The organism is Micromonospora sp. ZG13 (assembly GCF_059359355.1).
The window spans coordinates 41,676-56,100 of the sequence record NZ_JCADBQ010000014.1; the positions used below are offsets into that span (position 1 = coordinate 41,676).

General features: G+C 74.2%; 12 protein-coding genes. 7 read left to right on the top strand and 5 right to left on the bottom strand.

The genetic code is table 11. From position 1 onward, the window contains the following. Positions 1 to 56: 56 nt before the first annotated feature. Entirely contained in the window at positions 57 to 272 is a 216-nt protein-coding gene (locus AC5L34_RS23825) for a hypothetical protein (RefSeq protein ID WP_441177002.1), read from the top strand. Positions 273 to 475: 203 nt separating this feature from the next. Further along, positions 476 to 2,164 carry a long-chain-fatty-acid--CoA ligase gene (locus AC5L34_RS23830; RefSeq protein ID WP_494827041.1) on the top strand — a complete coding sequence of 563 codons (1,689 nt, stop codon included), beginning with the start codon at positions 476 to 478 and terminating at the stop codon, positions 2,162 to 2,164. Between the two features lie 138 nt (positions 2,165 to 2,302). On the opposite strand, the gene AC5L34_RS23835 is transcribed toward AC5L34_RS23830, so the two are convergent. Together AC5L34_RS23835 and AC5L34_RS23840 are read right to left on the bottom strand one after the other, a co-directional pair. Beyond that, positions 2,303 to 2,668, bottom strand: coding sequence for a hypothetical protein (locus AC5L34_RS23835; protein WP_494827043.1), 366 nt, complete (start codon positions 2,666 to 2,668; stop codon positions 2,303 to 2,305). A 32-nt stretch (positions 2,669 to 2,700) separates the two neighbouring features. Beyond that, complete coding sequence (locus AC5L34_RS23840; protein WP_494827044.1) at positions 2,701 to 4,518, bottom strand: acyl-CoA dehydrogenase; 1,818 nt, start codon at positions 4,516 to 4,518, stop codon at positions 2,701 to 2,703. On the opposite strand from AC5L34_RS23840, the gene AC5L34_RS23845 reads away from it, so the two are divergent. Continuing rightward, positions 4,508 to 4,966, top strand: coding sequence for a hypothetical protein (locus AC5L34_RS23845; RefSeq protein WP_494827046.1), 459 nt, complete (start codon positions 4,508 to 4,510; stop codon positions 4,964 to 4,966). The two genes, AC5L34_RS23840 and AC5L34_RS23845, sit on opposite strands and share 11 nt — an antisense overlap. Positions 4,967 to 4,980: 14 nt before the next feature. Beyond that, the gene (locus AC5L34_RS23850) at positions 4,981 to 6,546 is read left to right on the top strand and encodes a pectate lyase family protein (protein WP_494827047.1); all 1,566 of its coding nucleotides are present in this window, start codon (positions 4,981 to 4,983) and stop codon (positions 6,544 to 6,546) included. A 173-nt stretch (positions 6,547 to 6,719) separates the two neighbouring features. Here AC5L34_RS23850 and AC5L34_RS23855 read toward each other — a convergent pair whose 3' ends face one another. The 3 genes from AC5L34_RS23855 to AC5L34_RS23865 form a co-directional block, all read right to left on the bottom strand. Further along, positions 6,720 to 7,892, bottom strand: coding sequence for an alanine--tRNA ligase-related protein (locus AC5L34_RS23855; protein WP_441176973.1), 1,173 nt, complete (start codon positions 7,890 to 7,892; stop codon positions 6,720 to 6,722). Between the two features lie 258 nt (positions 7,893 to 8,150). Then, positions 8,151 to 9,293, bottom strand: a complete 1,143-nt coding sequence (locus AC5L34_RS23860; RefSeq protein WP_441176974.1) for a fatty acid desaturase family protein — start codon at positions 9,291 to 9,293, stop codon at positions 8,151 to 8,153. Between the two features lie 14 nt (positions 9,294 to 9,307). Continuing rightward, on the bottom strand, positions 9,308 to 10,399 hold the full coding sequence (locus tag AC5L34_RS23865) for a ferredoxin reductase (RefSeq protein WP_441176975.1): 1,092 nt from the start codon (positions 10,397 to 10,399) through the stop codon (positions 9,308 to 9,310). An 84-nt stretch (positions 10,400 to 10,483) separates the two neighbouring features. On the opposite strand from AC5L34_RS23865, the gene AC5L34_RS23870 reads away from it, so the two are divergent. From AC5L34_RS23870 to AC5L34_RS23880, 3 genes are all read left to right on the top strand, one after another. Next, complete coding sequence (locus AC5L34_RS23870; RefSeq protein ID WP_441176976.1) at positions 10,484 to 11,722, top strand: PucR family transcriptional regulator; 1,239 nt, start codon at positions 10,484 to 10,486, stop codon at positions 11,720 to 11,722. Between the two features lie 229 nt (positions 11,723 to 11,951). After that, positions 11,952 to 13,331: a GlnX family signal transduction membrane protein gene (locus AC5L34_RS23875; protein WP_494827050.1), complete on the top strand. Its 1,380-nt coding sequence runs from the start codon at positions 11,952 to 11,954 to the stop codon at positions 13,329 to 13,331. Next, positions 13,328 to 14,410 carry a transporter substrate-binding domain-containing protein gene (locus tag AC5L34_RS23880; RefSeq protein WP_441176978.1) on the top strand — a complete coding sequence of 361 codons (1,083 nt, stop codon included), beginning with the start codon at positions 13,328 to 13,330 and terminating at the stop codon, positions 14,408 to 14,410. The genes AC5L34_RS23875 and AC5L34_RS23880 overlap by 4 nt, the downstream gene beginning before the upstream one ends. The last annotated feature ends 15 nt before the right edge of the window (positions 14,411 to 14,425 follow it).

The following is a 14,425-nucleotide window of genomic DNA, read 5'->3' on the forward strand; positions in this document are numbered from 1 at the left end:
CGACAGCCGCGTCGCCGACGGCGGCATGGTGCGGGACGGACCGGGAAGGAGTTCCCGTGGGCCGCACGACGCGGTCGGAGCCACGGGAGGTGGACATGCGGACGTTGCTCTGGGTCGTCGGCGTCGTCGCGGGCGCGCTCGTCCTGCTCGGGCTGCTGTTGGAGGCGGTCCGCTGGCTCGTGATCATCGGTGCGGTCGCGCTGGCCGTGGTGATCGTGCTGGCGGTGGTCAAGGGCCGGCAGGCCATCCGCCATTCCGCCGGGCACCGCTGACGTCGAGCGCGGCGGCCCCGCCGTAGGTGGCGAGCGGTCGCCCGCAGGACCGGCCCGGCCACCCGCCGGGCGGCGCCGTCGGCGCCGATCAGCAGCATCGCCGCCAGCACCGGCCGGATCTCGTGGTGCGTCCAGGACGTCGGGACCTACGCGACCGTAGGTTACCGTGTGGTAGGACGATGGACGTACGGCGGAGGAGAGAGATGGACCTGAGCGCGGAGCGACCCTGGCTGCGCAGCTACGCCCCGGGCGTGCCAGCCACCGTCACGCCGTCCGACGAGTCGCTGGTCGACCTGCTGCGCGACGCCGCCCGCCGGTTCGGCCCCCGGGTCGCGCTGGACTTCTTCGGCGCCACCACCACGTACGCCGACCTGGACGACCAGGTGGGCCGGGCGGCCGAGGCGCTGCGCCGCCTCGGCGTCGGCCGGGGCGACCGGGTGGCGCTGGTGCTGCCCAACTGCCCGCAGCACGTGGTCGCGTTCTACGCCGTGCTGCGGATCGGCGCGGTGGTGGTGGAGCACAACCCGCTCTACACCCCGCAGGAGCTCACCCACCAGCTCGCCGACCACGGCGCCCGGGTCGCGGTGGTCTGGGACAAGGTCGCTCCCCTGGTGCAGGGGGCCGTCGGCGCGACGGCCGTCGAGACGGTGCTCGCGGTGGACCTGACCCGGGCGCTGCCCCGGCGCAAGCGCTGGGCGCTGCGGCTACCGCTGGCTCGCGCGCGGGCCACCCGCGCGGCGATGACCGGGCCCGCGCCCGGAGCGCTGTCCTGGGAGCGGCTGGTGGCCGAGGCCGGCCCGCTGGCCGCCGCGCACCCCGCCCCCGGCCCGGACGACACGGCGCTGTTGCAGTACACGGGCGGCACCACCGGCACCCCGAAGGGCGCGATCCTGACCCACCGGAACCTGCGGACCAACGCGGCGCAGGGCCGCGCCTGGGTGCCCGGCCTGCGCGACGGCGAGGAGACGGTGTACGCGGTCCTGCCGCTGTTCCACGCGTACGGGCTGACGCTCTGCCTCACCTTCTCGGTGGGCATCGGCGCCACGCTGGTGCTCTTCCCCCGCTTCGACCTCGACCAGACGCTGGACACGGTGCGTCGCCGTCCGCCGACCTTCCTGCCCGCCGTCCCGCCGATCTACGAGAAGCTGGCCACGGCCGCCCGGGAGCGCGGGGTCGACCTCTCCTCGGCCCGGTACGCCATCTCCGGCGCCATGGCGCTGCCCCCGGCGACGGTCGAGCTGTGGGAGTCGGTCACCGGCGGGCTGCTCGTCGAGGGCTACGGCATGACCGAGACCTCGCCGGTCGCGCTCGGCAACCCGGTCTCCCCCGCCCGGCGGCCGGGCACGGTCGGCGTGCCGTTCCCGTCCACCGACATCCGCATCGTCGACCCGGAGGACCCGTCGCGCGAGCGCGCTCCGGGCGAGGCGGGCGAGCTGCTGATCCGGGGGCCGCAGGTGTTCGCCGGCTACTGGAACCGCCCGGCGGAGACGGCGGCGGCGCTGCTGCCCGACGGCTGGCTGCGCACCGGAGACGTCGTGGTGGCCGACGCCGACGGCTTCGTCAGCGTGGTCGACCGGATCAAGGAGCTGATCATCACCGGCGGGTTCAACGTCTACCCGTCGGAGGTGGAGGACGCGCTGCGACGCGTACCCGGCATCCGCGACGCCGCGGTGGTCGGCCTGCCGGGCGCGCACGGCGAGGAGGTGGTGGCGGCGGTCGTCGCCGACGAGGGCACCCAGCCCGACGAGGCGGACGTCCGGGCGGCGTGCCGGCAGCACCTGGCCGGGTACAAGGTCCCCCGCCGCGTGGTCGTCGTCGAGGACCTGCCCCGTTCCCAGATCGGCAAGATCCTGCGCCGCGAGGTCCGCGACCGGCTGCTCGCCGACGGCTGAGACCGTCCCGCTCGCGCGGCGGGGCGAACGAACCGGCCGGCGGGACCCCAGCCTGGACCGGCGCCGGCCGGCGGGACCCCAGCTCGACCGGCACGGGTCACCGACCCTCGCTCGGGCGCGGCCGGACCTCCGCCTCCCTCAGCCGACGGGTGGGCCGGCCCGCAGGATGCGCCGGGCCCGGCGGCGGTCGAGCCAGCGCGGCTCGGGCGGGTCCGTCGGATCGCCGCCGAGACCGAGCTCCAGCAGGATCTGCACCCAGAAGCCGGCCGCGCTGAGCAGGTTGCGGGCGCGGCCCGGCTCCGGTGCCCCCGGCGGCAGCACGACCTGCGCCCAGCGCCAGGCCACCCAGGCCACCTCCCGATCCGCGTGGTGTCGTCCGGAGCGACTGAGCAGCCGGACCTCGCGCCGGGCGGGCGCCGGCAGCCGCCACCAGCGGCGCAGGATCTCCAGTCGCTCCTCGGCGCCGGCGGCGGACGGTGGGACGGACACGTCACCGGGGTTCATGACTGGCAAGGATAGGCAGGTGGCGCACGCCGTCAGAACCAGTCGTCGCGCATCTCCAGCGTGGTCCGGTCGAGGCTGTCCAGCAGGTCGAACTGGGCCGCCGTGCGGGGCAGCTCGTGCCGGAAGAAGAACCGGGCCGCCTGCCGCTTGCCGGCGTGCAGGTCGGCGTCCGGGCCGTCGCCGGGGCCGCCGGCCGCCTCGACCACGAGGAGCTGCTCCAACCACATCCAGGCGATCACCACGTGGCCCACCGCCTCCAGGTAGACGCTCGCGTTGGCCAGCGCCACCTCCGGTTCGCCGGTGCCCCACAGCCGCCGGGTGACCAGGGAGACCCGGTCGAGGGCGGCGCCGAGCGCGGCGGCCAGCTCGGCGGCCTCGCCGCCGACCTTCCACGCGCGGGTGGTCGTGCCCCGGACCGTCTCCACGAGCAGCGCCAGCCCGGCCCCGCCGCGCATGGTGACCTTGCGGCCGAGCAGGTCCAGCGCCTGGATGCCGTGGGTGCCCTCGTGGATCGGGTTGAGCCGGTTGTCGCGCCAGTGCTGCTCGACGTCGTAGTCCCGCGTGTAGCCGGCGCCGCCGTGCACCTGGATGGCCAGGTCGTTGGCGGCCAGGCACCACTGCGAGGGCCAGCTCTTCGCGATCGGGGTGAGCACGTCCAGCAGCAGGCGGGCCCGCTCCCGGTCGGCCGCCTCCGGCGCGGTCTTCTCCTCGTCGAGCAGCCGGCCGCAGTAGAGGACCAGCGCCAGGGCGCCCTCCACATAGCTCTTCTGCGCCAGCAGCATCCGGCGTACGTCCGGGTGGGCGACGATGGGCACCTGCGGCGTCGCCGGGTCCTTGTCGGCCAGCGGGCGGCCCTGCGGCCGCTGGCGGGCGTACGCGAGGGACTTCAGGTAGCCGGTGTAGCCCAGGGCGGTGGCGCCGGCGCCCACCCCGACGCGCGCCTCGTTCATCATGTGGAACATCTGCGCCAGGCCCTGGTGCGGCTCGCCGACCAGGTAGCCGACCGCGCCGGGGCGCCCGCCGGGCCGGTGCACGCCCTCGCCGAAGTTGAGCAGGGTGTTGGTGGTGCCGCGGTAGCCCATCTTGTGGTTGAGGCCGACCAGCACGACGTCGTTGCGGGCGCCGGGCGCGCCGTCGTGGGCCAGCAGCACCTTCGGGACGATGAACAGCGAGATGCCCTTCACCCCGGGCGGACCACCGGGGATCCGGGCGAGGACGAGATGGACGATGTTCTCCGACAGCTCGTGGTCGCCGCCCGAGATCCACATCTTGGTGCCGTGCAGCCGGTACGTCCCGTCGTCCTGTGGCTCGGCGCGCGTGGTGATGTCGGCCAGCGAGCTGCCGGCGTGCGGCTCGGAGAGGCACATGGTGCCGAAGAAGCGCCCCTGCACCATCGGCCGAACCCAGGTGTCGATCTGCTCGGGGCTGCCGTGCGCCAGCAGCAGGTTGGCGTTGCCGAGGGTCAGCAGCGGGTACGCCGAGGTGCCGACGTTGGCGGCCTGGAGCCAGGCGAAGCAGGCGGCCTGCACGACGTGCGGCAGTTGCATGCCGCCGACCGACGCGTCCATGCCGGCACCCAGCAGCCCCGTCTCGGCGAAGACGTCGAGGGCCTGCTTGACCTGCGGGATGGTGTGCACCCGACGGCCGTCGAAGGTGGGCTCGGCGAGATCGGCGGCCCGGTTGTGCGGGGCGAACCGCTCGGTGGCCACCCGCTCGGCGAGCTCCAGCACGGCGTCGAAGGTCTCCCGGGAGTGTTCGGCGTAGCGGTGCCGCTCGGTCAGCCGGGTCACCTCCAGCCAGTCGTGCAGCAGGAAGCGCAGGTCGCGACGGGAGAGCAGGGTGGACGACACGGGTCTCCTTCCGTCGTCGGGCGGGCCGTCGGCCGCGGCGCGGCCGGGCGACGCCCTCGCGCAGGTCATCCTGACTGATCCGGCCCGCCGGCGCACCACCCCGCCGCGCCCACCGGACGCGCCGCGCCGCCGGACGCATCAGCCCATCACCCCGCAATCCGGGCACGCCCTTGCCATGGGCATAGACATCTCCCTATCCTCGCTGGAAAGCGCTTTCCGGGCAGCGGCGACGACGGGCGGCACCACGGGCGGAGCGGGCGGGAGCGCGCGCACGGTGTCCCGCGCCGGCACCGACGACCTCGGCGGTCGGGGCCGGCGGCGCGACCGCCGAGCGATCGACAGCGGGGCGAGTTCCACGCGGACGTCCACCGACGACCGGCCGGCGACGGACGGCCCCCGGCGGACCGCCGACACGACAGACACGCAGCAACACCCGTATCCGAACTGAGAGACGAGGCGAAGATGAGACGACCAGTCGCACTGCGACTCCAGGTGGCACTGGCCACGACGGCCGTCGGGGCCGCGATCGGCGTCGCGGTCCTGCCGATGCACGAGGCGTCGGCGGCCGCGGGCGCCGCCACCGGCTACGCGACCCAGAACGGCGGGACCACCGGCGGGGCGGGCGGGCAGACGGTGCGGGTCAGCACGGGGACCGGCATCCACACGGCCCTGTGCACCCGGCCCAGCAGCAGCACCCCGATCATCATCGAGGTCCAGGGGACGATCAACCACGGCAACACCGCCAAGGTGTCCGGCAACAGTTGCAGCACCGCCGCCGGCGTGATCGAGCTCAAGCAGATCAGCAACGTCACGATCATCGGGGTCGGCACCGGAGCCGTCTTCGACCAGTTGGGCATCCACATCCGCGAGTCCCGCAACATCATCATCCGGAACGTGACCGTCCGTAACGTCAAGAAGTCCGGCTCACCCACGTCCAACGGCGGCGACGCCATCGGCATGGAGAGCGGCGTCCGCAACGTCTGGGTCGACCACGCCACGCTGGAGGCCTCCGGCGGCGAGTCGGAGGGCTACGACGGCCTGTTCGACATGAAGGACGACACCCAGTACGTGACCCTGTCCTACAGCATCCTGCGCAACTCCGGCCGGGGCGGCCTCATCGGCTCCAGCGAGAGCGACCGCTCGAACGGCTTCGTCACGTTCCACCACAACCTGTACGAGAACATCGACTCCCGTACGCCCCTGCTGCGCGGCGGCATCGCGCACATCTACAACAACCACTACGTGAGCCTGCACGAGTCCGGCATCAACTCCCGCGCCGGCGCCAGGGCCAAGGTGGAGAACAACTACTTCCGCAACTCCAAGGACGTGCTGGGCACCTTCTACACCAGCGAGGCCGGCTACTGGCAGGTCGCCGGCAACATCTTCGACAACGTGACCTGGTCCAGCCCCGGCAGCGACAACAACCCGGCCGGCCCCAACCCGCAGTCCAACACCACCGTCAGCATCCCGTACGCCTACAGCCTCGACGCGGCCAGCTGCGTGCCGGACGTCGTCCGCCAGACGGCGGGCGCCAACACGGGCCTGCGGGAGTCGAACGGCAGCTGCTCGCCGCAGACGCCGGCGCCGACCAGCCCCGCGCCGGGGCCGACCAGCCCGACCCCGGCGCCGACCAGCCCCGCGCCGACGCCGACCCAGCCCGCCGGGCCGAACCTCAGCATCGGGGCCGGCTCCGACGGTTCCAGCAAGGCCAGCGGCACGAGCTACGGCAACGTGCGCGACGGCAGCCTGAGCACGTACTGGTCGCCGGCCGGCGCGACCGGGGACATCTCCATCAAGTGGGGTTCCGCCACCACGGTGTCCAGGGTGGTCATCCGTGAGCCCTCGGGCACCCAGGGCAGCATCGGGTCCTGGCAGCTCGTCAACCACGGCAGCGGCGCCGTCCTGGCCTCCGGCAGCGGGGCGGGCGCGATCACCTTCCCCGCCACGTCACTGGCCAAGATCACCTTCAGGATCACCAGTTCGGGCGGCAGCCCCAAGGTCGCCGAGTTCGAGACCTACGCCCGGTAGCGGCGCGGCCCGCCGTCCGGCCGGGCACCGGGGTGTCCCGGTACCGGCCGGACGGCGGACGACCCTCGCATCGACGCCCTGCCGTCGCGGATCGCCCTTCATCGGCAGGAAGGTCGTCGAGGAGGCGGCCGGAAGCGTCGGCCACGACGACGGGCGGCGCGCGGGCGGCGGGGTCAGCCCGCCTCGGCGAGCAGGCCGTCGACGAGGTCGCGGGGCAGCCCGTGGGTGTCGTGCAGGTCCCGGTAGTCCGCGTCCGTCAGCGGGCCCCGGGACCGGCGCCGCAGGACCACCGGCCGGCCGCGACGCAGCAGTTCCCGGAACCGCCGTTCCTCGCCGGTGAACACCTCGCGCACCTCGTCGACGGTCACGGGCTGGCGGAAGCTGTCGAGGGTGTGTCGCACCGGCGCGGTCGGCAGGTCGGACAGGGTCCTGGACGCCTCGTCGCGCCACAGCGTGGTGAGGGTCCGGCGCAACAGCCGGCGCAGCACGTAGCCGCGGCCGGTGTTCGAGGGGCGTACGCCGTCGCCGACCACCACCACGCCCGTGCGTAGGTGGTCGCCGACCACGCGCAGCGACGCGTCCCGCAGGCCCCACACGTCGCAGACGCCCCGCACCCACGGCACGAGGCCCTCGCCCTCGTGGACCGAGCGGTGCCCGCGCAGCACCATCTCCAGCCGTTCGAGGCCCATCCCGGTGTCCACGTTGGGCTGCCGCAGCGGCGTCAGTCGGCCGTCGCCGTGCCGGTGGTAGCGCATCCCCACGTGGTTCCAGACCTCCATCCACCGCTCGTCGGTGCCCGGAGTGCCGTGGGGCGGGCCGTCGCCGGTCCAGACGAAGATCTCGGTGTCGGGTCCGCAGGGCCCGGTCGGGCCGTTGGACCACCAGTTCTCCTCCCCGGTCAACTCCACGGGCACACCCAGCTCACCCCACGTACGCAGCGAGGGTTCGTCCGGGCCCACCCGGTCGTCGCCGCCGAAGACGGTCACGTGCATCCGGTCGTGCGGCACGCCGAAACCGTCACGCAGCAGTTCGTAGCCCCACCGCAGGCTGCGGGGCAGGTCGTAGTCGCCGAGCGACCAGGAGCCGAGCATCCGGAACAGGGTCAGGTGGGTGCGGTCGCCCACCTCGTCCAGGTCGGTGGTGCGCAGGCAGCGCTGCACGTTGACCAGCCGCCGGCCCAGCGGGTGGGGTCGACCCTCCAGGTAGGGGGTCAGCGGGTGCATGCCGGAGGTGGTGAAGAGCACCGGGTCACCCGGCGGCGGGATCAGGGAGCCGTCGGGCACGAGTTCGTGGCCGCGCTCGCGGAAGAAGTCGAGGAAGGTGCGGCTGATCGGGTCGTACGTCATGGCGGTGGCCTTTCCGGGTTCGGACGACCGGAAAGGGTCCGACCACCGGGAGACCGGCGGGCCGACGGAGACGAGAAGCCGGCGGACCGTTTCCGGTCGCCGGCGGGAGATGGTGAGGTCAGGCGGCGGCGACCGACGAGCGCGAAGCTCGCGCGGCCGCGGCGGCGAAGAAGCGCCTGATCTCCATGCCCCGACTGTACGCGGACCCGGCGCCGCCGCCCAGCGCGTTTCGCGGCGGGCGGCGGTGCCGGAGGAGGATCAGACCCCGGAGGTGGCGAGGGCCGGGGCGGGGCGCTCGTCGGCGCGGCGGGGCGTCTGGCGGTTGGGCAGCGAGAGCCGGACGACCTTCCGCCACGCCGAGAAGACCTGTCGGGGCAGCGAGCCGGTGGTGTACTTCAGCCCGTACCGGTCGAACAGGGCCCGCACCTCGGGGGCGATCTCCTGGTAGCGGTTGCTGGGCAGGTCCGGGAAGAGGTGGTGCTCGATCTGGAACGACAGGTTGCCGGTCATGATGTGCATCAGCCGGCTGCCGCTGATGTTGGCCGAGCCGAGCATCTGCCGCAGGTACCACTCGCCGCGGGTCTCGCCCTCGATCGAGCGCCGGGAGAAGGTCTCCACGCCCTCCGGGAAGTGCCCGCACATGATCACCGAGTGGCTCCACAGGTTGCGCAGGAGGTTGGCGGTGAAGGTGGCGGCCAGCGTGTGCAGGAACGAGGGCCCGGACAGCAGCGGGTGCACGACGTAGTCCTTGAGCACCTGCCGGCGGATCTTGCGGCCCACGGCGCGCGCCCGGGCCCGGAACTCCGGCCTCTTGTGCCGGCCCTTGCGCAGGTTGCGCCCCAGCTCCAGGTCGTACGCGGCGATGCCGTACTCGAAGAAGCAGGCGTTGATGAAGTTCCACAGCGGCTGCCCCAGGTGGAACGGGTGCCACCGCTGGTCCTCGTCGACGCGCATGATTCCGTAGCCGAGGTCGTTGTCCTTGCCGAGGACGTTCGTGTACGTGTGGTGCAGCTCGTTGTGCGAGTGCTTCCACTGCTCGGCGGGCGAGACGTGGTCCCACTCCCAGGTGGTGGAGTGGATCTTCGGGTCGCGCATCCAGTCCCACTGGCCGTGCAGGACGTTGTGGCCGACCTCCATGTTCTCCAGGATCTTGGCCACGGTCAGGCCTGCGGTGCCCACGATCCAGGCGGGCGGGAAGAGGGAGAACAGCAGCACGACCCGGCTGCCGATCTCCAGCTTGCGCTGCGTGGAGATGACCCGGCGGATGTAGGCGGCGTCGCGCTCGCCCCGGTCGGCGACCACCCGCTCGCGGATCGCGTCGAGTTCCTTGCCGATGGTCTCGATGTCCTCGGCGGTGAGGTGGGCGATCGGGTTGACGGGCTTGTTCTGGATCACGGTCACGTCAGGTACTCCGGTCAGTGGTCGATGTCGCAGGGGCCGGCCGCCGCCGACACGCAGGTCTGGATGCGGACGCCGTCGCCGGGCACCGCCGTGGTCAGTTCCCCGTTACGCAGGTCCCGAACCGCGCCCTGACGCAGCGGCAGGACGCAGCCGAAGCAGATGCCCATCCGGCAGCCCGAGGGCATCAGCACCCCGGCGTTCTCGCCGGCGTCGAGCAGCGGGGTCGCGCCGTCGGCGGCGACGGTCACGCCCGAGCGGACGAAGGTGACGGCGCCGCCCTCGCCGGCCGAGATGACGGTGGGGCGGAACCGCTCCGTGTGCAGCCGGTCGCCGTGCCCCGCGGCCGTCCAGTGCTCCTCGAGGGCGTCGAGCAGGCCGACCGGGCCGCAGGCCCAGGTCTCCCGGTCGAGGTGGTCGGGCACGAGGCGCTCGAGGTCGGCCACGGTGAGCAGCCCGTCGCTGTCGGTGTGCCGCTCCACCAGCCGGATCGCGCCCCGCGTCGCGAGGTCCCGCAGCTCGGCGCCGAAGATCACGTCGTCCGGGGTGGGCGCCGAGTGCACCACGACGACGTCGGCGCCACCCAGCACGTCGGCGCGCAGCATCCCCATGACGGGGGTGACGCCGCTGCCCGCCGTCACGAAGAGCACCCGGGCCGGCGGCCGGCCCGGCAGCACGAAGTCGCCCTGGGCCTGGTCGAGCTGCACCAGCGTCCCGGGCCGGGTCCGGCGGACGAGGTGGTTGCTGACGACCCCGTCGGGGATGGCCTTGACGGTCACCGAGATCGGTCCGCCCCGGCGCTGCGGCGCGGAGGTCACCGAGTAGGCCCGCCACTGGCGTACGCCGTCGACGTCGACGCCGAGGCGGACGTACTGCCCGGGGGTGTGCCCGCGCCAGTCGCGGCCGGGCCGGATCACCAGCGTCGCCGCGTCGGCGGTCTCGGGGCGTACGGCGAGGATCCGCCCGCGCAGGTCGGCGCCGGAGCGCAGCGGGGCGACCATGTCGAGGTAGTCGTCGGGCAGCAGCGGGGTGGTGACCGACGCGGCCAGCCGGAGGATCCGGCCCCGCAGGGCCGCCTTCCCGGAGGGGTTCGGGACGGTGGTGGTCATGATTCGATGGTCGCCCGCCGAATGGCATAAAATCTTGACCTGCGAAGGTGAACCGGACGAGGCTTTTTGTGCGGAGGGAACAACGTGTCCGAACGCTCGGAGGCCACGCGGCGCGCGGCCCGGCTCGAGTTGGACGCCCGGGTGGCCGGCGAGCTGCACGAGCGGCTCCCCCTGCTCGCCGAGCGCACCATCACCGCCATCACCGCCGAGGTACCGAGCTACTCCGGCACCCTCACCGGCCAGATGCGCGAGAAGATCGAGACGGCGGTGCAGCTCGCCCTCGGCACGTTCCTCCAGCTCATCGGGCGTTCCCACGGCGGCGACCCGAGCATCCCGCTCGGCGGCGCGTTGGAGGCCGCGTACGCCCTCGGCAGTGGCGAGGCGCGTTCCGGCCGGAGCATGGACGCCCTGCTCGCCGCGTACCGCGTCGGCGCCCGGGTCTCCTGGCGGGAGATGTCCACCACCACCGTGCAGGGCGGGTCGTCGGCCGCGACCGTCGCCGAGTTCGCCGAACTGATGTTCGCGTACATCGACGAACTCTCCGCCGCGAGCGTGGCCGGGCACGCCGACGAGCTGGCCAGCGCCGGACGGGCCCGGCGGCGCAACCTGGAACGGCTCACCCAGCGGCTGCTTGCCGGGGAGCCCGAGGAGGCCCTGCTGCGCAGCGCCGAGCGGGCCGACTGGCCGCCGCCGCAGAGCCTCACCGTCGTCCTGCTGCCCCGGGCCAACCTCCGCGCGGCGCTCGCGCTGCTGCACCCGCGCACCCTGGAGAGCGGCGACGACCTTGCGGCAGGCGGGGCGGGCGAGGACCTGGCGGTGCTGCTGGTGCCCGACACACACGGCGACCGGCGGCGGCAGCTCGCCCGGGTGCTGCACGGCCGCCGCGCCGTGCTCGGCCCCGCCCGGCCCTGGACCGTGGTCGCCTCGTCCTACCAGCGGGCGGTCCGGGCCCTGTCGCTCGGCCTGCGCCCGGCCGACGACGGGCCGGCGCTGGACACCGAGGAGCACCTCGCGGAGCTGGTGCTCAGCACCGACCCGGAAGGGCTCGCCGACCTGCGCGCCCGGGTCCTCGCGCCGCTCGCGTCGCTGCCGCCCGGCACCGCCGACCGGCTCGCCGAGACCCTGCGCTCCTGGCTGCTGCACCAGGGCCGGCGCGACGACGTGGCCGCCGACCTGTTCGTGCACGCGCAGACCGTGCGCTACCGGATGGGCAAGCTGCGCGAGCTGTACGGCGATCGCCTGACCGACCCGGCGACGGTCCTCGACCTCACGCTGGCCCTGGCCTTCCCGGCCCGCGGCGAGGCCGACGACCCGGCGCCCTGACCCTCTCCGCGCGTGTTCGCACGGTCACGCTCAGGTCAGATACCGGACACACGTGTGCCGCCCGGGCAGCGGAAATGCCACCCTGGTCCTCCCCCGTCCGTGATCACCCGACCGACTGCCGGCCCTCGCGCCGACGGCCGCCGTCGGGGTGGACGGGGCCGCCACCGGTGCCGCGACGCCTTCCGCCAGGAGGGCGCCGGACGGGGCCCTCGCGAGCGGGAGGACGGGAATGGCGTCGCACACGGGGGACCAGACCGGGGCCGACCGGTCCGCCGGGCCGGCGCGCCCGGCCGGGACGGGCCGGCTCCGCGACGTCCTCCGGACGACCCCGGCGCTGATCGTGCTCAGCGGCGCCGTGCTGCTCGCCGCGCTGGCCGCCACCGCCGTCGTCGCCGTGCAGTCCCGCCCGTCGGCAACCACGCTGGGCGAACGCTCCGCCGCGACCGCCGTGGGCACCAGCACGACCGCCCGGGAGATCTACCAGGGCCTCGCCGACGCGGACGTCGCCGCCAGCGCCGTCTTCCTGCTCCCACCGACCGAGGACCGACGGGCCTCGTTGGTGGCCGCCTACGACGCGTCCGTGCACGAGGTCGAGCGCACGCTGACCGACTCGATGGGCAACGCCGTGGGCGACCCGGCCCGCCTGACCCGACTGGCGACGATCGCCGCCCGGCTGAAGGTCTACCGCGACGTGGTGTGCGCCGCCCTGCGGGTGGCCGGTCCGCTGTCCGCGACGGCCACGGGAAACCGGCGCCCCTGCCCGCCGGCGACGACGCAACAGGCCGGGACGGGCAGCCCGGCGGCCCGCGCGGTGCTCGCCTCCGCGTACGCGCGCCAGGCGTCGCACTACATGTCCACCGAGCTGCTCACCGCCGCCCAGGGCCTGTGGAACTACGACACCAGGCTGCTGCTCGACGCCCGCGCCGACGCCCGCCCGTGGCTGGCCGCGTCGATCCTGGTCCCGCTGACCGCGCTCGCCGCGCTGGTGGTGGTCCAGGTATGGCTGCGCCGGCGAACCCGGCGCCGGCTGAACCCGGGCCTGCTGCTGGCCTCGGTGGGCACCACGGCGGTCCTGGCCATGCTGGTCTCCTCGTGGTGGCACTGGCCTGACGCCGACCGGGGGTTCCCGGAGCTGGAACGGGCGATCGACGCGCAGAGCGCCACCCAGCAGCGGCTCGGCGCCCTGCTCGCCGGCCGGGCCGACGTCTACCTGGGGCTCGGCGCGAGCGTCGACCCGGCCGGGCACAAGGCGGACTTCGACAGCCGGGACCTCTGCCTCGCCCCCGCCGCCGGGCGGGAGACACCGGACCGGATCGACTGCACCGACCTGGAGGAGGACGTCTGGCCGGCCCGGCAGATCAAGACCCCCAACGCGTTCCGCGCGGCGGTCGACACCGTGCTCTCCGAGGGACCGGCGGGCCGGGCGTTCGTCGCCGCCGAGGGGCACCTGCTGACCGAACTGACCACCCGCAACGAGGAGGTCTCCCGCATGGTCGCCGACCTGCCCGAGGCGCGCCGCCACCTGGGCGCCGCAGCCGCCTGGGTGACCCTGCTCGCCGCCGCCGGTGTGGTCGCCGGACTGCGCCAGCGCCACCGGGAGTACCAGTGACCACGCCCCGGCCGACCTCCACGCGGACCCGACGCCGGGCCGCGTTCCTCGCGCTCCTGGCGACGCTGGCCGGGTGCGCCGCCCCCGCGACGCCGGCTCCCGCGCCCCCCGCGCGGCCACCGGGGGTGGCGACCGCGCCGACCACCGACGCGACCGGCGGAATCTGCCCCGTACGCCGCAGCTTCCCGCCCGACCCGACGCCCCCGCGCCGGATCCTCGACCGGGGCGAACTGGTCGCGGGCGTGGACCCGTCCGACGCCACCATGAGCCACTGGGACGCCAGCAGCCAGCGGTTCGAGGGCTTCAACATCGAGCTGATGCTGGCGGTGGCCCGCGCCCTCTGGCCGGCCGACGACCCGCGCAGCCGGCTCACCTTCAAGGCGGTGCCGCCCGGCCAGGGTGCCTTCACCATGCTGGACAAAGGTGAGATCGACGTCGTCGCCACGTCGCTCACGGCCTCCTGCGAGCGGGCCCGGCTGGTGCTGTTCTCCAACGACTACCTCGACTCCGGGCAGACGGTGCTGGTCCGCAAGCGCCCCGACGGCACACCCGAGTTCGCGGGCATGGAACAGCTCGGCGGCCGGCGGGTCTGCGCCGCCGCGAACACCACCTCGCTGGCGATGATCGCCGGCTACCGCACCACGGGAGGCCTGCGGCCGGTCCCGGTGCACGCTCCGCACCCGGTCGACTGCCTGGTCATGCTGCGTCAGGGCCAGGTCGACGGCGTCAGCACCGACGACAACATCCTGCTGGGCTTCGCCCGGATGGCCCCGGACACGACCCTGGTGACCGAGGCGCCCCGGGAGGAGCGGCGCTCCTGCGAGCACCACCGGGACGAGGACTGCACCTGGTTCACCGACGAGCCGCACGCCTTCGCGTTCCGCCTGACCGACGGCCGGGACCTGGTCGCGTTCGTCAACCACGTGCTGGCGCAGCCGCGTACGGCGACGGTGTGGCAGCAGGCCCACGACCGGTGGCTCGCCGGCCACCGGGACCGGGGCATGCCCTCGCCCGGGCCGGCCACCACGGCCTGGCCGCCGCCCGACCCCGCGCCGGCCACCCCCGCGCCGGCCGACTGATGGGCGGTGGGGGAA